This window comes from Natronorubrum texcoconense, assembly GCF_900100335.1.
Lineage (GTDB): Archaea > Halobacteriota > Halobacteria > Halobacteriales > Natrialbaceae > Natronorubrum > Natronorubrum texcoconense.
Genome location: NZ_FNFE01000006.1, coordinates 93,426 through 110,584, shown reverse-complemented (window position 1 = coordinate 110,584; position 17,159 = coordinate 93,426). Strand labels below are relative to the sequence as shown.

At 63.3% G+C, this 17,159-nt stretch carries 15 protein-coding genes and 1 tRNA gene; 7 read left to right on the top strand and 9 right to left on the bottom strand.

Features of this window, described 5'->3' with window-relative positions; genetic code table 11:
- Positions 1 to 6: 6 nt before the first annotated feature.
- Positions 7 to 1,113, bottom strand: coding sequence for a biotin synthase BioB (bioB, locus tag BLT08_RS17095; protein WP_090310359.1), 1,107 nt, complete (start codon positions 1,111 to 1,113; stop codon positions 7 to 9).
- 240 nt (positions 1,114 to 1,353) lie between these two features.
- A complete protein-coding gene (locus tag BLT08_RS17090; protein ID WP_090310357.1) occupies positions 1,354 to 2,871 on the bottom strand; it encodes a hypothetical protein in 1,518 nt (505 codons plus the stop codon).
- A 687-nt stretch (positions 2,872 to 3,558) separates the two neighbouring features.
- Between BLT08_RS17090 and BLT08_RS17080 the strand changes: the two genes are divergently transcribed.
- Positions 3,559 to 4,314 (top strand): hypothetical protein, encoded by a 756-nt coding sequence (locus BLT08_RS17080; protein WP_090310355.1) that lies wholly within the window; start codon positions 3,559 to 3,561, stop codon positions 4,312 to 4,314.
- A gap of 69 nt (positions 4,315 to 4,383) precedes the next feature.
- Here the strand turns inward: BLT08_RS17080 and BLT08_RS17075 are convergent, their stop codons facing one another.
- The 4 genes from BLT08_RS17075 to sucC all read right to left on the bottom strand — a co-directional run bounded on the left by BLT08_RS17075 (position 4,384) and on the right by sucC (position 7,245).
- The gene (locus tag BLT08_RS17075) at positions 4,384 to 4,563 is read right to left on the bottom strand and encodes a hypothetical protein (RefSeq protein ID WP_139171323.1); all 180 of its coding nucleotides are present in this window, start codon (positions 4,561 to 4,563) and stop codon (positions 4,384 to 4,386) included.
- Between the two features lie 42 nt (positions 4,564 to 4,605).
- Complete coding sequence (locus BLT08_RS17070; RefSeq protein WP_090310351.1) at positions 4,606 to 5,082, bottom strand: hypothetical protein; 477 nt, start codon at positions 5,080 to 5,082, stop codon at positions 4,606 to 4,608.
- 139 nt (positions 5,083 to 5,221) lie between these two features.
- A complete protein-coding gene (sucD, locus tag BLT08_RS17065) occupies positions 5,222 to 6,094 on the bottom strand; it encodes a succinate--CoA ligase subunit alpha (RefSeq protein ID WP_090310349.1) in 873 nt (290 codons plus the stop codon).
- A complete protein-coding gene (sucC, locus tag BLT08_RS17060; RefSeq protein WP_090310347.1) occupies positions 6,091 to 7,245 on the bottom strand; it encodes an ADP-forming succinate--CoA ligase subunit beta in 1,155 nt (384 codons plus the stop codon). The genes sucD and sucC overlap by 4 nt, the downstream gene beginning before the upstream one ends.
- Before the next feature lie 418 nt (positions 7,246 to 7,663).
- Between sucC and BLT08_RS17055 the strand changes: the two genes are divergently transcribed.
- Positions 7,664 to 8,539, top strand: a complete 876-nt coding sequence (locus tag BLT08_RS17055; RefSeq protein WP_090310345.1) for a UbiA family prenyltransferase — start codon at positions 7,664 to 7,666, stop codon at positions 8,537 to 8,539.
- 167 nt (positions 8,540 to 8,706) lie between these two features.
- Here the strand turns inward: BLT08_RS17055 and BLT08_RS17050 are convergent, their stop codons facing one another.
- Entirely contained in the window at positions 8,707 to 9,051 is a 345-nt protein-coding gene (locus BLT08_RS17050) for a DUF6176 family protein (protein WP_090310343.1), read from the bottom strand.
- 48 nt (positions 9,052 to 9,099) lie between these two features.
- A complete protein-coding gene (locus tag BLT08_RS17045) occupies positions 9,100 to 9,327 on the bottom strand; it encodes a DUF5795 family protein (RefSeq protein WP_090310341.1) in 228 nt (75 codons plus the stop codon).
- A gap of 130 nt (positions 9,328 to 9,457) precedes the next feature.
- On the opposite strand from BLT08_RS17045, the gene BLT08_RS17040 reads away from it, so the two are divergent.
- Together BLT08_RS17040 and BLT08_RS17035 are read left to right on the top strand one after the other, a co-directional pair.
- Positions 9,458 to 9,540, top strand: a tRNA-Leu gene (locus BLT08_RS17040).
- Between the two features lie 350 nt (positions 9,541 to 9,890).
- A complete protein-coding gene (locus BLT08_RS17035) occupies positions 9,891 to 10,919 on the top strand; it encodes a universal stress protein (protein ID WP_245724262.1) in 1,029 nt (342 codons plus the stop codon).
- Between the two features lie 16 nt (positions 10,920 to 10,935).
- Here the strand turns inward: BLT08_RS17035 and BLT08_RS17030 are convergent, their stop codons facing one another.
- Positions 10,936 to 12,291 (bottom strand): MFS transporter, encoded by a 1,356-nt coding sequence (locus BLT08_RS17030; RefSeq protein ID WP_090310337.1) that lies wholly within the window; start codon positions 12,289 to 12,291, stop codon positions 10,936 to 10,938.
- 176 nt (positions 12,292 to 12,467) lie between these two features.
- Here BLT08_RS17030 and BLT08_RS17025 point away from each other — a divergent pair, with 176 nt between their 5' ends.
- The 3 genes from BLT08_RS17025 to BLT08_RS17015 all read left to right on the top strand — a co-directional run bounded on the left by BLT08_RS17025 (position 12,468) and on the right by BLT08_RS17015 (position 17,057).
- Positions 12,468 to 13,280 (top strand): inositol monophosphatase family protein, encoded by an 813-nt coding sequence (locus BLT08_RS17025; protein WP_090310335.1) that lies wholly within the window; start codon positions 12,468 to 12,470, stop codon positions 13,278 to 13,280.
- A gap of 75 nt (positions 13,281 to 13,355) precedes the next feature.
- A complete protein-coding gene (locus BLT08_RS17020) occupies positions 13,356 to 14,477 on the top strand; it encodes a DUF63 family protein (RefSeq protein WP_090310332.1) in 1,122 nt (373 codons plus the stop codon).
- A gap of 279 nt (positions 14,478 to 14,756) precedes the next feature.
- Positions 14,757 to 17,057, top strand: a complete 2,301-nt coding sequence (locus BLT08_RS17015) for an amino acid permease (RefSeq protein ID WP_090310330.1) — start codon at positions 14,757 to 14,759, stop codon at positions 17,055 to 17,057.
- The last annotated feature ends 102 nt before the right edge of the window (positions 17,058 to 17,159 follow it).

Here is a 17,159-nt window from a genome sequence, read left to right as displayed (position 1 = left end):
TAGTCGTCAGTCGTCGCTCGGTTCCGCGCCCGTACTCGCCGTCGTCTCGGTCGACGACTCCGCGGCCTCTGCGCCGCGAGCCTTGACCGCTTCCGGATCGAACTCGTTGGCCTCCATGTTTGGCTCGAGACCGGCTCGTTCGATGATTTCGAGATCCTCGCCGGGGGACTGGCCCTCGGTCGTGAGATAGTCGCCCGTGAGCAGGCCGTCGGCACCCGCCTCGAGCGGCAGATGTTGCTCGTCGGGCGAGAGGTTGACCTCACGACCGCCCGTCAGCCGAACGCGGGACTCGGGGTGGAGCAGTTTGTACACCGCGACCGTTTTGACGATCTCTTCGGTGGTGATCTCGACGCCCTGCTCGGCCAGTGGTGTCCCCGCGACGGGATTAAGGACGTTCACCGGGAGCGAGGAGATGCCGATCTCCTGTAAGGCGATGGCGGCGTCGACGCGGTCGGTCGGCGTCTCGCCCATTCCGAGGATGACGCCCGCACAGAGGTCCATACCGGCCTCCTTGGCGACTTCGAGCGTTTTCACCCGATCCTCGAAGCTGTGCGTGCCGACGATTTCGGGGAAGTACCGCGGCGAGGTTTCGATGTTGTGATTGTAGTGGTTGATCCCCTCGTCGGCGAGGATCGCGGCCTCCTCTTCGGTGAGAATGCCGAGAGAGGCGTCGACCTCGAGATCACACTCGTCTCGAACGAGTCGGATGGACTCGAGGACCTCTTTCCACTCTTCGGGCCGGTTTTCCTTGGAGACGCCTTTCTCCGCGACGACGATGCCGAAGCGCTGGGCCCCGTCGCGTTCGGCGCGTTTGGCCGCCTCGAGGATCTTCTCGGGTCCGAGGAAGCCGTAGGTGTCGATGCCGGTGTCGAAGTGGACCGACTGCGCACAGAAGCCACAGTCCTCCGCGCAGTTGCCCGCCTTCGCGTTGACGATCGAGCACGCGTCGACCGTGCCGTCGCCGTACTGATCGCGCACGGCAGCGCCGGCTTCGGCGAGCGCCTCGACCGGCTGGGCCAGCAGCGCGAGCCCGTCGGTTCGATCGAGTCGCTCGCCGGCCAGCACGCGCTCGAGTGCGTCGTCGACCGTCTGGTTGTCCGTCTCGTAAACCACGAATCGATCATAGGTTAACGAGAATAAAGTGTTTGGGAAACGTCCTGTTATTGCGACGAACGGGATACCGGATCGACTCGAGAGCCGAATCGCCCCTCCCGGCCGCCGTACCGGATCGAAACGACCCGAAAACAGGGGCGCTCGACGGCGAATTCGAGCGGTTCGGGTCGGTTCCGTTGGGCGTTGCGTCACGAAACGCCTGCGAGCCGGAGCGGTTCCGGCTCCGTTCCGGGTGGCGCTTCAGAATCTCGTTATCGGTGTATCGCCGCCGTTGGCACCGTTGTTGGTCGCATCGTTGCCAGCGTCGCCGTTACCTCCACCGTTGCCGTTTGCGGCACCGTTGCCCGTGTCGCCGTTGCCGTTCCCGCCGTCGCCAACGTCGGTACCGTTTTCACCGCTTTCGCCATCTCCCTCGCCGTTCGCGCCGTCACCTGCTTCACCGTTGCCGTTTGCACCGTCTTCATCGCCGTTCACGTCGTCTCCGTCGCCGTTTCCATCAGCTTCGTCGCCGTTCTCACCGTTGCCAGTTTCATCGTCACCATCTTCGTCGCCGTTCTCGTCGTCACCGTCTTCGCCGTCGCCAGCTTCGTCGCCGTTCTCGTCGTAGCCTTCCTCTTCGGCGGTCGTCGTCGCCTCGTCGGACGCAGCCTCCTCGATTTCGTCTTCGCTCTCGAGTCCCTCCGACTCGACTCGTTCCATCGTGTTGGCCGCGGACTCCTCCGCGTACTGTTGAATCTGCGTGATACTGACGAGAGTGATTTGGACGATCACGACGCTGATCGCGGCGACCGCCTGCCTCGCCACGAGGAGAATCTGTATGATCGTCACCTGCACGAACGTGACGACGATACCGCGCGCCGCGCCGATGGCGAGCGCCTGGATCTGCGTCACGCTCGTGACCTGCGTCTGTATCGCCGCCCCTTGGGCACAACCGTAGGCAGCCGCCATCATCTGGTCGGCAGCAACATCCTGTCGCTGGGCTGCCCCGCGAGCAGCGCCTTCTGCGGCACCCTGTGCAGCGGCTTGTAACTGGGTAATCGAGACGCTCTGGTGCTGGGTTACTCCGCTGAGCGCGCCCGAGGCCCCGCCCCAGGCGGCCGCCTGAATCTGTGTCACCGACACTGACTGCGCCTGCACGAGCGACCCCGTCGCGCCGCCGAACGCGGCGATCTGGAGCTGCTCGACGGTCACGACCTGCGCCTGATACGCCGCGCCGCGGCACGCTCCCCTCGCCGCGTGCTGGATCTGGGTTGCGGTGACGCGCTGGTACTGTGCGAGCGCACCACTCATCCCGCCTCCCACGAGCGCCTGGACCTGTGAGGCGTCGATCTGCTGGGTCTGTGACTGCTGGAGCGCCAGCAACTCGAGTTCGTCGTCGTCCTCGTCTGGTACCTCGAACTCCTCTGGCTCCGTCTCCGGCTCTTCCTCCGGTTCCTCCTCGAGTGCTCCGAACACCGCGCCGCTCGCGGCTCCGAAGATTTGGTCGTCGTCCGCGTCCGGATGCTCATCAGCGGCGTCATTCGCCGCATCGACCGCCGCCGCTCGCTGTTCGTCCGTGACTTCGATGCCCTCGTCCTCGAGGCGTTCGATCCCCTCGTCGATACCCGCTTCGGCGGCTCCGTCCTCCTGTGCGAACGCCGTCGCCGGTAGCACTGCGCCGGTAGCGAGGACTGCGCCCGTCCCCGCTAGAAGCGTGCGACGCGACAGACCGATGTCGTACGCTTGGTCCTCGTGCGTTCGCTGATTGTTGTCTCTCATGGTCTCCTCACTGCCTCCGAAAATCGTCTCCAATGCGACTGTCGGACTGCACCAACTAATGGGCGGATTCCCGCATAAACGAGGTGGATCGTTCTTGACCGCTGCGCGTATTTCCACCGAACGGACGAACCCAACCTCGAATTGGATTTTCAGCTAACTCGGTAACGGAACGCCGACTGAGACGTTCGATACCTGACGAGTCGGTACTCGTCCGAGACGACGACCGTCCGCGTACTGCACCGTCGACGACCGGTAATCAGTCGTTCGTCTAACGAACCAGCCCGCGGTTCCGGCTCGTCGTCCAGTCGGTCGACGATTCCGTGTTCGAGGGCCGAACACCGATACCGTCGGGGGACGGGCGCGGTAATGGCGTCGTGATCACTCACTGTGTGAGACTGCGGCCACGTCTCCCGTCGCAATACGGCGATCACCGCATCTCGGTAACGGAATCGGTGATCGCAGGTAATCATCGGTGAACGGCGTGCGGGCGACTGCTTCACCTCGATAGCGACGACAAATTACACAAACATTCCTCGACGCCGAGAAAACTACGACATTGTCAACTATCGATCGCGAGACCGATCGAAAACGGCCGACACACTAATACACTATCAGTTCTGGCCGCTGGTGGTGAAAAAATTCCAAAAGTTAAAGTCGTGCTATTATGTATGTTCTCGGAAGAGGTTCATGGTAGATAGTACGACAAACACGAACTCGGGTGACGACGCGTTCGACGTGGGGGCGAGCGCCGACGAACTGTTCGGGGAGTTCGCGGACGAGTCGCTCGAGGGGGCGGGCGACGAGTCGACAGCGGAATCAACGACGGGGGGCGGGAACGACACCGGCGCCGACGGCGTCGAAGATCAGACGGCTGCAGACGTCTTCGGTCAACTTCGAGCCAACGCCGAGAACGACGCCGACGAAGTGCTCGCCGACGAGAGTCCGGAAGACATCATCGCGAGCGCGGACGAACCTGACCCGGAGCCCGAGATCGACGACGACCTCCGCGTCGACGACGACGAACTCGCGGAGCTGTTGCTCACCGGGCGGACGAAAGAGAAGGAGTTCCTCTGGGTGGAGTCCGGAGCGTCTTCCGAGACCGACGCTGATGGCGAGGGCGAGTCGACTGAAAACGAGTCCAACGCTGTTGCCGAACCCGAAGAAGAGACCGACACTATCTTCGAGGACGACACGGCCGACTCCGCCGCGGAGACGGAACCAGCAACCGACGAAGAGGGTGATTTCGATTCCTCGGATCCGGGAGTCGGCGATCTCGACCTCGAGGACGCCGACACGTCCGACGAAACCGTCGACGCGCCCGAGTCGGAAGAAACGGCGCTCGTCGCCAAAGACGAGGGCGACGTGCCGGCAACGGTGGAAGACGACGGCGGATCCGGCGGCGTCCTCGGCTGGCTGCGGTCGAAACTCGGCGGCCTGTTCTAACCCTGGGACGGCGGTTGGACGCTCGCTTTGCAGTCCCGTTTTGATTAGTTCAGTACGTCTCCCGAGCACTCACGGCTCGGGATGCCACTCGAGTCCGTCCCGACGAACCGAGAACGGTTTTTGGCCGCAGTTCGGACATCGCGTGCCGCCGCCCGGATCGTCTTCGCGTTCCGGAATCGTGTGCTCGAACCCGCAGGACGCACACTCGATGTGGACCATGTCGAACCCGACGGCTCGAGCGATTATCACCACGGTGCGGGCAATGGCTGGCCGATGAGCCTATAGACGACGTCAGCGACCCGATTCGAGGACGGTGAGATAACAGAAGTACGCCAGCGCGGCGACGATCAACGACACCGCCAGCACGGTGACCCCGGCGAAGCCCTCGAGCGCCGCTTCGGGAGTGTTCCAGAGGTAGAGACCGCCTTCGATCGCGAACGCGGTGAGCCCGCCGTAGAACAGTGCCAGGGCGATCGCTCGAACCACCGCCATCGCCCCACGCTCGCGGCTCTGAAACAACTCGAGGACGAATAAGAGCGCGAAGACGAGCAGATAGAACGGCTCGGGAACGGCCTGTCCGAGCGTCTGCGGGCCGGTCACCGCGATGTAGCCGTAGTACGCCAGCGCGAGCAACACGCCGCCGACCAGCGTAAGCGACAGTCCGTACCCGCTGGCGTCCTCGACGGTCGCCGGGACGAGCCCGTCGTTCGAATCGACGCCGTCGGAGGCTTCGGCTGTCGAAGCATCGTCGTCGTCGGTTTCGGACATACTCGACTAGTATCCCTACCGCATAACAAACGTTCGCACGATCGTCACGAACCGATAGATCCCGTTTTACACCTGAATCTTCGCACCGAAACCGACTCGACCGCCAAAAATGGAGAGCTGCGGATGTCCCGACTCGAGGCTATCCGAGGAAGCCTTCGATGTGGTCGGCGACCTCTTCGGGGGTGTCGCCAACGGGGACGCCGGCGTCGTTGAGCGCGTTGATCTTGCTCTCTGCGGTACCGGTGCCGGAACCGGAGACGATCGCACCGGCGTGGCCCATTCGCTTGCCCGGCGGCGCGGTACGGCCGGCGATGAAGCCGGCGACCGGCGTATCGACGTAGTCGTCGATGAACGCGGCGGCCTCCTCCTCGTCCTCGCCACCGATTTCACCGCACATGACGATGGCCTCGGTCTCGGGATCGTCCTCGAACAGTTCGAGGGCGTCGACGAAGTCCGTGCCGATGATCGGGTCGCCACCGATACCGATGGCGGTCGTCTGACCGATGCCGCGGTTGGTCAGGCTGTCGACGACCTGGTAGGTCAGCGTTCCCGAGCGGGAGACGAGACCGACGTTCCCCTCCGAGAAGATGTTTCCGGGGAGAATGCCGAGTTTGGCCTCGCCGGGCGTGATGAGACCGGGACAGTTCGGCCCGATGAGACGAGTGTCCGTCTCGGAGAGCCGCTTGTTGACTCGAGCCATGTCCTGGGTCGGGATACCTTCGGTAATCGCGACCGCGAGGTCGAGATCCGAGTCGAGCGATTCGAAGACGGCGTCGCCGGCGAACGCCGGCGGAACGAAAATGACCGAGGTGTCGGCGTTCTCCTCTTCGACGGCCTCGTGGACCGTGTCGTAGACGGGGACGCCGGCGGCCTCCTGACCGCCTTTGCCGGGGACTGCGCCGGCGACGACGTTCGTGCCGTACTCCATCATCTGTTCGGCGTGGAACTTGCCCTCCCCGCCGGTGATGCCCTGTACCACGACGCGCGTGTCCTCGTCGACTAGTACACTCATTGGTCGTTCACCTCCCCAGCGTACTCGACAGCACGTTGGACCGCGGACTCGAGGGTCTGTTCGACCGTCACGAGGTCCTCGTTCAGAATCTCCATGCCTTCCTCCCAGTTCGTCCCCGCGAGGCGGACGACGACCGGCTTGGGAATCTCGTCGAACTGCTCGAGCGCTTCGTTGATCCCCTTGGCGACCTCGTCGCCGCGGGTGATCCCGCCGAAGATGTTGAAGACGACGCTGTCGACGTTGTCGTCGGAGAACACCATGTCGAGCGCGTTCGCGATTCGCTCGGCTTTCGCGCCGCCACCGACGTCCAGGAAGTTCGCCGGCTCGCCGCCGTAGTGGTCGACGAGGTCGAGCGTGGTCATGACGAGCCCGGCACCGTTACCGATGATCCCGACGTTGCCATCGAGACGGACGTAGTCGAAGCCGTACTCGTCGGCCTTCTGCTCGAGTTCGTCGCCGGTGCTTGCGGCCTCCGCTTCCATCTCCGCCAACTCGGGCTGGCGGAAGAGCGCGTCTTCGTCGATGTTCATCACGGCGTCGGCCGCGATGACTTCGTCGTCCGCGGTGACCATCAGCGGGTTGATCTCGGCGTCGGCGCCGTCGCGATCGTCCCAGAGCTGGTAGAGCGTGGTGAGGACGCTCGAGACGTCGCGGGCGATCGCCTGATCGACGCCGGCGTCGTACACTGCCTTGCGGGCCTGGTAGGGGTGCATCCCGAAGGCGGGGTCGATGTGTTCGCGCGCGATGGCGTCGGGGTCGTCCTCGGCGACCTGCTCGATATCGACGCCGCCCTTCGTCGAGACCATCGCGACGGGTTTGCCCTCGCCGCGGTCCATCGTGATCCCCACGTAGAGTTCGTTGGTGAAGTCGACCGCCTCCTCGACGAGGACGCTGCCGACGTGGTAGCCCTTGAGATCCATCCCCAGAATCTCGTCCGCTGCCTCGCGGGCTTCCTCCTCGTCGTCGACGAGTTTGATCCCGCCGGCCTTCCCGCGGCCACCGACCTGTACCTGTGCTTTGATCGCGACTGGATACCCGATCTCCTCGGCCGCGGCAACAGCGCCGTCGACGTCGGAGGCGAGTTGAGACGCTGGCGTCGGAATCCCAGCGTCGGCGAAGACCTGCTTCGCCTGATACTCGTGTAGTTTCATAGCCATTCGAACGGCCGTTCCGACCTTGCTTAAATCCTGTTAGTTTCCACTCGCGACCGGAATCTATCGACGCCCATCAACTTCATCGTGACACTGCGCTTGCATCGTTCTCTCATCTCCGAACGTTATGTGTTTTTTCAACTATGGTGGGGTGAAATACGTTCGCACGTTCGAACTCGAGCCGTTTTCGACGCTATCAGTGTGGGATTGTCAACCTTCCCCGCCATCCCTCGTCTCGGGACTCGGTCGCGACGACCGCACTCGAGGCGACCGAAGCGTTTGTCTCCGGCCGACCACAACTGAACCCTACACGGACCGGTCGGGACGACCAGCCGCAGACGCGAACTGGTCGCGACCGGGAGGCGTTCACTCGAACCTATGTTCGTCACCGTCACCGCACGCTGGAGGCCGAACTGACGTGACCACCCCGATTGCGTCCCGCGGCGGACGGCGGTGGGTCGCGTCGCTCCAGCGGACACTCCGGCTGTTGGTCCACAGCAACCTCTTCATCTCGTTGGCCACGATGAGCGTCGTCGTCACCACGGTGCTCCTCGCCGACCTCCCGCTCGAGGCGTTGCCCCTCTTTATCGTCTTCGCTGCCACGCTGTTCGTCTACACCGTCAACCGATTCACGGACCTCGAGGAGGACGAAGCGAACGTTCCGGACCGCGCCTCGTTTACGAAACGCTACGGAACGCTCCTGCTCGCGCTCGGCGTCGGCTGTTACGTCGTCGCCATCGCAATCGCCGTGCTGGAGGGGCTTCCGGGGGCGATCTACCTGCTGCTTCCCCTCGTCGTCGCCCTCCTTTACTCGGTCGGCGGGATCAAGCGAGTTTTCCTCGTGAAGAACGTCTTCGTCGGATTCGCCTGGGGGCTGATCCCGCTCGGCGTCGGCTACTACTACGAACAGCTCTGGACGCTCGAGATCCTCGTCGTCGCGGGCTACGTGATCGCGATGATCACCATCGCGGCGGTGATCTTCGACGTCAAGGACATCCCGGGCGACCGGGAGGAAGGGATCGCGACCGTTCCGAACACGCTCGGAACGGCGGCGACGCGGCGCTACTCCCAGGCCGCAAACGTCGTCGTGGCCGCAGTCGTCGTCGCCCTCGTCTTCGGGACGGATCTCTCGCTCGAGTTTCTCACACTGCTCGCGATGAACGGCTACGTCGCGGGCTACATCCCGTTCGCCACGACCGAGCGCGGCCCGCTGTACTACGGCTTCGTCGTCGACGGCGAGCACGTGTTTCTGGCGATGGTCGTCGTGCTCGTCGAGTGGCTTGGCGTGCTCTGAGCCAGGTGAGTATCGCTACGCCGTTCGGCCCCATCTCACCAGTACGATCAGCCCAACCGAGGTGATGATGACATAGCCGACGGCTACCACGAGTGCGAGAACTGGAGGGCCTACGCCTGACCTCCAATCCTGGAAAAGAAAGACGGCCCCGTGTCGGTGTCGAGAGACTACGGCCGCTCGGGATTTGTCATCTGGTACAGCAGTTCGATATTCTGCTCCGGCTGGTCGTCCGCAAGCACTTCGTCCAGCACCTCCCGATGCTCTCGATCGAGTTCGTGGGTGGACGATTCATACGCCTCGAACGCGTGGTCGATATCTTCAACCTCTAGAAACGTCAGAAGATACGTTCCGTCCGCCCTGGACTCGATAAAGGTCGCCTCTGTGTACATCCCCTCGTTCTGGAGGGTTTCGACGGCTTCGTCTCGACGCGATCGAATCTCCGCCATCCATTCGCGGAGTTGATCTGTTTTCGCCGGTTCGACACGCTGTTTGAGCAGCACGACGTCGGCCATATATCGATACAACCCAGTCAACGATATAACAACTTTCGGGCGCGAGAATCAGTCCCGATCCGTCTCGCTCCAGTCGCAGTCCTGGCACTTCCAGCCGGTGATAAACTCCGTGACCGAGGGCATGTAGCCGACTTTCAGGACGTCCCCGCCGCAGTCGGGACACTCTCGATCGGCGTCCTCGATCGGTTCGGCCTCCATCACCGACCCGTCCTCGATCAGTTCCGCGAGTTTCTTGCCCGTGACCATCCGTCCCTGAACGACGCGATTTTCGCTCACACTCGAGCGTTCGGGTGCGGCCCCCTAAGCGTTTACAGGTCGGCTCGGCCGGTTCGTCGACTCGAGCGAGCAGCGACCCGAGCACGAATCGGACGATTTAACCGCGTGAGGGCGAAACCTGATACTGCGTGCGAGGGTAGCCAAGCGGCCAACGGCGGCGGACTCAAGATCCGCTCCCGTAGGGGTTCGTGGGTTCGATTCCCTCCCCTCGCACTACAAAATAGTGCGGCAAGACGGAGCGTCTTGCCCTCGCAAACTTCTGTGAACGGTGTGGGTCTCGAGGAGCACCGTCGCTAATCAGTCGCAATCAATTCAAATGACCGTATGTATTCGATTATTCTAAATAAGAATTTGAGTATGGAGACTATTGGAGATCGATTCCCAGAGCGTTCTTTTCGAGAGTCGAGAGTTGTGTGTGAATATAGTTATAGTCTTCTAGCAGACAGTGTCGAACAGGTGTTATCGATCAGTGAGAGGCTCACGAGTCTCGGACGCGTCGGTCCACGGTGGCGTACAGCGACCCGATACTGCGACCCGCCGTCACCAGCGTCGGGTGTGGTGAGATGACGACCTTCGCCCTGACCGTCGTCTCGAGCGTGCTCGTGGCCGGACTACTCCTGGTGCTGGCTGGAGTCGGAATCAAGCGACGTCGGTCGACGACGTCGACGGACGAGACTCGAGAGGGGGGATTCAGCCCGCCGTCTCCCCAGTTACCGCTCTTCGATACCGAGGACGTCGATGACGCCAGAGCGATCGATCCCCGAATTCTCCTTCCGGTCATCGCCGATCAGGCGAACCCGGATCGACTGTTCGACCTCGCGTGTTCGATCAAACATCGGTACGGCGACGAGCCGATCCACCTCTTTACCGTTCGCTCCGATACGCGCGACGATCCGAACGGTGACACTGCTGCCGACGAGATCGCCGCGTTTCACGACGAACTCGCCGAAGTGGGTCGCGACAGAACGACCGCCGTGCAGACCGGGACGAGTCGAGACGACGACGTCGCCGAATCGATCGTTCGGATGGCCCGCGAAACCGACGCCGATCTGCTCGTAATGGGCTGGGACGGGACCCGTCCCGTCCTCGACGCGTCGGATGGACGGACGATCGATCGAGTTCTCTCCCGGACGCCCCTCCCGGTTTACCTGGCACGGATCGGCGATCCACTGTCCGCGATAGACCGATTGCACGTCGTGGTCCCGCGCCAGACGGACCATCACGAAGGGTTCTACGAGGCAATCTACAACGTGAAACAGCTGGCGGACGTTCTCGATGCGGGAATCTCCGTCTCCGTCTTCGAGCAGAACGTTCAGCAGTACCGGACGCTCTTCGACCTCGTCAAGATCGATATCCCCGCCGAGTTCGCCTCGGTCGCGTCGTGGCGAGACCTCCAGTCGTCGCTCGAAACCGAGACCGAACCCGAAGAGCTGATCGTGACGCTCGCGGTTCGAGAGGGCGAGATCGGCTGGGACGACGAACTTCGAACGGTTCCGGATCGGTTCGCCGACGCGCCGGCCCGATCGCTCGCGCTCTTTTTCCTCAGGGAGGACGAACCCGATCACGACGATCGGTTCCTCCGGACGGAGTAGTGCCTTCTCCGCGGTCTCACCACTCGAGCAGCGCCCGCCGGCCGTGGGCCCAGACGAGAATCACGAGGAACGTCGCGACGCCGGTCAGCGCGAACGCGCCGCCGACGTAGAACACGGACGCCATGCTCACCTCGTACATGAGCCAGCCGCCAAGGAGGGGCGCGATGACGCTGCCCGGCCGCCAGACGAGTTCTCGGATGCCGAAACTCGAGGCGACGCCGCCCTCGTCGGTGCCCTCGTCCGCGAACAACGCCATGCTCGCGGGTTCGCGGAAGCTGTCGGCGATGCCCAACAGACCGGCGATGGCGACCAGCGGCAGAAACGCCGCGGAAACGTCGCTGAACAGCGTGAGCTGAGCGGGGATCGTCTCGAGCGGCAGGAATGCGGGAAGCGTCGCGCCGGCGAGGATCGCCGGAACGCCGACGGCTATCTCGGAGGATAATCCGAGCGCCGAACCGATCGCCGGCGAGAAGGGGACGAGCAGCGCGACCAGCCCGTACGCCGCGCCGCCGGCGAAGACGAACATCGCTCGGCCGTAGCCGTCCGAGAGCCGTCCGGTAAAGGGCTGACAGCACATGTTGGTGAACTTCTCGGCGACGACGGTGAGCGAGACGGCGAGCCCGCCGTAGGCCAGCCCGCCCTGTGCGGCCGCGACGCCGGCGTAGATCGGAATCCACGTTCGAACGAGGGTGACCGAAAACGCGTACTGGACCCGGAACGTCGAGAGCGTGATGAGCTTCCGGTTGAGCGCGAGGTCGGTGAACGGAAAGCCGTGAACGCGGGTCTCGTCCGTCTCGAGGTACCGAAACGTGCCGAGCCACGCGACGAACATGATACAGACGATAATCGCGAAGATGGGTCCGAACCCGAACGCCTCGTAGAGCGCCCCCGCGCTGAGGCTGCCGACGATCGACGCGGCGAAACTCGCGGCGTTGGCCTTCCCGATGTAGTTCGCCCGGGTGCCGCCGTCCGCGAGTTGGCCGACGAGCGAGAGCGTCATCAGCCCGGCGCCGGTGACGGCGACTCCCTGTAGCGCCCGAATCGCGATGAACGACGCGCTCGAGTCGACGATCGGAAACAGGCCGTAGACGAAGATACCGATCCCGAGAACGACCAGCAGGACGAGGCGTTTGTCGAACCGGTCGCCGGCCCAGGCGAGGGGGACGATGGCGACCGTCTGGGCGAAGGTGAAGCCGGTCGTGTACAGTCCGACGATGAGCCCCGCGCTGATCGTTAGCCCGAGGACCGTCGTGCCGGACGGATCGAGCGCGTTGATATAGTACGGCAGCAGCGTGATCAGCGTAATGAAGCCGAACCCTTCCGAGAATCGGGTGAGGTAGAGCGACCAGAACTGTACGCGATCCTCGTTCACGGCGGACGTTTCGGAAGCCGTGAAAAGACTGTTTCGAAACGAAAGTGACGGAGCCTCCCACTCAGTTATCACCCCATTCCGCGGCGACAGACGCCTGATGTCTGCTGACACTGCTCGTCGGTACTCGGCGTGTCACATTGCGACCTCTTTTTACTCCGCTCGAGAGATAGGTTACAATGAGCGAACGCGAACAGGACGCTCGTCGAGCGAGCGTCGCACACCGCGCGGCTGCCGCCGGCGCAGACGTCGCCGCGGCGTCGTTTCGGACCGATCTCGAGATCGAACGCAAGGACGGGAAGACCGACGTCGTCACGCAGGTCGACCGAGACGCCCAGCAGCGGGTGATCGAGGTTCTCGAAGAGGAGTTTCCGACCGATCCAGTCGTCGGCGAGGAGGAAGACGCGCTGAAAGCGGTCCCCGAAGACGGCCCGGCCTGGATCGTCGACCCCATCGACGGGACGAACAACTACGTCAACGAGAACCGGGCGTTCGCGACGGCCGTCGCCGCCGTCCGCGACGGCGAACCGGTCGGTGCCGCAGTCGTCTGTCCCGCGCTGTCCGATACGTACCGGTCCGGTCCCGACGAGGCGGTTCGCAACGACGAGCCGCTCTCGGTCAGCGACGTGAGCGATCCCGAGGCGGCGACCGCTTGTCCGACCTTCTGGTGGGACTACGACCAACGCGACCAGTACGCTGCAGCGACACGCGCGATCGTCGAGCGATTCGGGGACATGCGCCGGTTCGGCTGCGCCCAGCTCGAGCTCGCGATGGTCGCCTCGGGGTCGCTCGATGGGACCGTGACCAACCTGCGAGCCAACTCGTGGGATACCGTCGCCGGGGTTCACCTGGTTCGCGAGGCCGGGGGAACCGTCACCGACCTCGAAGGCAATCGCTGGCGACACGACAGCCACGGGCTGGTGGCTTCGAACGGGGAGATTCACGACGAACTCCGCGCTTCGGCGCTCGAGATCGACGGTGAGACGACGTGACGGTCACCGAGGATCGACTGTCAGAACCTGCAGGAAATCGGAAGCGGTAAGCGCTCGCCCCCACGGGTATCGATTATGGACGAGTACATCGAACGGTACGGGGCCGAGAAAGTCTGGGCCGCGACCGTCGTCCTCCTCTTCGGCGGTATCGCCATCGCTGCCCTCCTCTTTCCCCAGCGGGTGTACGTCGATTTCATCTGGCAGTACTACTGGGGACCAGTGGTGGCCGACGCCTACGGCTGGGGCGAGGTCGCCTGGGCCGGCGGCGAACAGATCAACGCGAACGACGCCGGTCCCGACGACGGGCCGTTCGCCTCGCCCGGCTACACCGCCGTCTCCTACGCCGGCTACATTCCGACGCTGATCCTGATGGCGATCGGAATCCTGTTCGCGATTCGGCGTCTCGATATCGACCGTTACCGGGCGGGCTTTTTCGCGCTGTTCCCGTTCATGCTGTTCGGCGGCGCGCTGCGAACCGTCGAGGACGCGAACGTCGCCGCCTACCGCGATACGGGCGAACTCGCGATCCAACTTCCGTGGTCGGGCTTCCTGATCAGCCCGCTGATCTACTTCACGGTGGCCCTCATCGCGTTCATCGCCGTGGTCGCCTCCGTCTGGCTCGAGCGAAACGACTACGTCTCGGGCTACGAGTACCCGCTGTTCGGCGTCGGAGCGGTTGTGCTCGCCGTGACACTCGGTTGGCTCGGCTATCTCGCCGCAACGCAGCCGTACTCGACGTTCTACCCGTCGATCGCGGCGATCGTGCTCACGGCGGCGACCGTCTCGACTGCGCTCGTCTGGTGGGGAATTCAGCGCTTCGCACCCGGATTGAATGCGGGGACCGGAACGATGGGAATCGTGATCATCTGGGCCCACGCGGTCGACGGCTTCGCCAACCAGTTGATGCTCGACTGGTCGCACGTCTGGGGGCTCGGCTACAGCCCGAAACATCCGGTCAACGACGCGATCGTTACCTACACCGGATCGGTCGTCCCCGCGGGCATCACCGAAGTCATCGGTGAGGCCTGGCCGTTCGCACTCCTGAAACTCGCCGCGCCGGTCTTCATCATCTGGATCTTCAACGAGGAAATCTTCGAGGAGAGCCCGCGGTTTGCCATCCTGATGATGATCACCGTCGTCGCCGTCGGCCTCGGACCCGGCACCCGTGACATGCTCCGGGCGACGTTCGGGGTCTGATCGACGCCGTTGAGTTCTCCTGTGCGCTCGAGAGGGACGGAAAATCGACGACAGCCGATTTCGGCCGGCAAACGAACCTATTAAGGGCAAAGTCCTTCTTCGGTCACTATATCCGGGATGCTCTCCATTCAGACGGGGCTCTCGATTCGAGAGCGTCCCCACCGAACTCGAATATCGTCTCGGGGTGGCTATTCGGCGTACCGATTCCGGCGGTCGTAACCACAGCATGATACACCACACACTGTCGATTTCCGACGGACTGGCGACGAGGAGGAAACGATGAGCGGAGGCGACGAAGAACTCGCCAAAGACCTCGGTCCGCTCGCAGCGCTAACGATCGGCGTCGGGACCATGATCGGTGCGGGTATTTTCGTCCTTCCCGGACCGGCGGTCGCAGAACTCGGGCCGCTGGCGGCGCTGGCGTTCGTCATCGGCGGCGGAATCGCGTTGTTGACGGCACTCTCGGCGTCCGAACTCGGAACGGCGATGCCCGTTTCCGGCGGTGCGTACTACTACGTGAATCAGGGGCTCGGGCCACTGTTCGGCTCGATCGCCGGCTGGGGCAACTGGATGGGGCTCGCGTTCGCTTCGGCGTTCTACATGTACGGTTTCGGTGAGTACGTCCATCAGTTCGTGAGCATCTCGTCAGTGTCGCTCGGCCCCGTCGGTCTCGAGCCCGCCCAGTTGATCGGACTGGTCGGTGGGGCGTTCTTCATCGGGGTCAACTACGTCGGCGCGAAGGAGACGGGGAAGCTACAGAACGTCATTGTCATCACTCTCATGGGGATTCTGGCAGTGTTCACCCTGTTCGGGCTGCTCAACGCAAATCTGGAGACGCTTCGACCGATCGATCCCTTCGGCTGGGCGCCCCTGCTTCCGGTGACGGGGCTGGTGTTCGTCTCCTACCTCGGCTTCGTTCAGATTACGTCCGTCGCCGAAGAGATTCAGGAGCCGGGAAAGAACCTTCCCCGGGCCGTGATCGGCAGCGTCGTGATTGTCACCGTGATGTACGCGCTAATTCTCCTGGCGGTGCTCGCGGCCGTCGAAACCGACGTGGTCGCCAACAACGAAACCGCCGTCGTCGACGTCGCCGAGATGTTGATCGGTCCCGTCGGTGCAATAGCGCTGTTGCTCGGCGGACTGCTCGCGACCGCCTCGTCGGCGAATGCGTCGATCCTCGCATCCTCTCGGATCAACTTCGCGATGGGACGGGACAAACTGATCTCGCCGAAGATCAACGAGATCCATCCGCGTTATGCGACACCGTACCGGGCGATCGGGATTACCGGCGCGTTCATCCTCATCTTTATCGCGTTCGGAAACCTCGAGCTGCTCGCGAGCGCGGGAAGCGTTCTCCACCTCATCGTTTACGGACTGTTGAACCTCGCGTTGATCGTTTTCCGCGAGGCCGAACCGGAGGGGTATGATCCCGATTTTACCGTTCCACTTTATCCCATCACCCCGATCCTCGGTGCGGTATTCTCGTTCGCCCTGATCGCGTTCATCGAGCCGATCGTCATCCTGCTCTCGCTCGGATTCGTCATCTTCGGCGTCGTCTGGTATCTCGGCTACGCCCGTTCGGAGATCGAATCGCCGGGCGTTCTGGCCGACTACGTCCTCGAGCGCTCGGAAGAGCTTCCGAACGCGGCGATATCCGCAACCACGACCGTAAAGCCCGAGGGTGGTGACTACCGAGTGATGGTCCCGCTCGCGAACCCCGCTCACGAAAAGCATCTCATCACGCTCGGTTCGGCCATCGCCGCCCAGAACGACGGGACGGTCGTCGCTGTCAACATCGAGCAGGTGCCCGACCAGACGTCGCTACGTGCCGCCCGCAAACAGAAGGACCACGAAGCGGCCTCGCACCTGCTCGAGCAGGCGCGAGCCAACGCCGAGACGTACGGCGTCGACGTGGAAACACACGTAGTGCTCTCCCACCGGGGCATCGAGGAGGTGTTCGACGCCGCGAAACGGTACGGTGTCGACAGCTGCGTGATGGGCTGGGGGCCGGATTCACACGGTTCGCCGGGTCGCGTCGAAACCAGATTCGACGAACTCGCGCGGTCGCTGCCGTGTGACTTCCTCGTCTTCCGCGACCGCGGTTTCGATCCGTCCCGGATCCTGCTTCCGACCGCCGGCGGTCCCGACTCGGATCTCGCAGCCGCCATCGCGCGTGCACTGCAAGACCAGTTCGACGCGAGCGTCACGCTGTTGCACGTCGCCGACGACCGCGAACGAGGCCGTCAGTTCCTCGAAGAATGGGCCGCTGAGCGCGGGCTCGAAGACGCGAGGTGTACGGTCGAGACTGGGGATGTCCAGACGCGGATCGCCGAGGCTGCATCGGACGCATCCCTACTGATTATCGGTGCGACGGAGAAGGGCGTCCTCTCGCGACTCGCCCGTGGCTCGCTCATCCTCGACGTCCTCGAGGACGTCGACTGCTCGGTGTTGCTCGCCGAGAAACGTCACAAACGGACGACTCGAGAGCGAATTTTCGGCACCCGGCGCGACGAGACGACGGACGAAACCGGTGTCACGCCGGAGCCGGCGACGCCGGATCCCACCGACAGAACCGAGTGAGTGGGATCCGGATCCGATAATAGTAACGATCTATATTCGGGTTTCGCCACTATTTCACCTCTGGAATCCGGAAAGCGAAATACTAAGGGCCGACGATTCATC

Coding starts and splice junctions, on each gene's coding strand:
- BLT08_RS17090 (WP_090310357.1), bottom strand. CDS start 2,871: ATGAGAGACAACAATCAGCGAACGCACGAGGACCAAGCGTACGACATC.
- sucD (WP_090310349.1), bottom strand. CDS start 6,094: ATGAGTGTACTAGTCGACGAGGACACGCGCGTCGTGGTACAGGGCATC.
- BLT08_RS17050 (WP_090310343.1), bottom strand. CDS start 9,051: ATGGCCGACGTCGTGCTGCTCAAACAGCGTGTCGAACCGGCGAAAACA.
- BLT08_RS17080 (WP_090310355.1), top strand. CDS start 3,559: ATGGTAGATAGTACGACAAACACGAACTCGGGTGACGACGCGTTCGAC.
- BLT08_RS17070 (WP_090310351.1), bottom strand. CDS start 5,082: ATGTCCGAAACCGACGACGACGATGCTTCGACAGCCGAAGCCTCCGAC.
- BLT08_RS17025 (WP_090310335.1), top strand. CDS start 12,468: ATGAGCGAACGCGAACAGGACGCTCGTCGAGCGAGCGTCGCACACCGC.
- BLT08_RS17015 (WP_090310330.1), top strand. CDS start 14,757: ATGAGCGGAGGCGACGAAGAACTCGCCAAAGACCTCGGTCCGCTCGCA.
- BLT08_RS17020 (WP_090310332.1), top strand. CDS start 13,356: ATGGACGAGTACATCGAACGGTACGGGGCCGAGAAAGTCTGGGCCGCG.
- sucC (WP_090310347.1), bottom strand. CDS start 7,245: ATGAAACTACACGAGTATCAGGCGAAGCAGGTCTTCGCCGACGCTGGG.
- BLT08_RS17035 (WP_245724262.1), top strand. CDS start 9,891: ATGACGACCTTCGCCCTGACCGTCGTCTCGAGCGTGCTCGTGGCCGGA.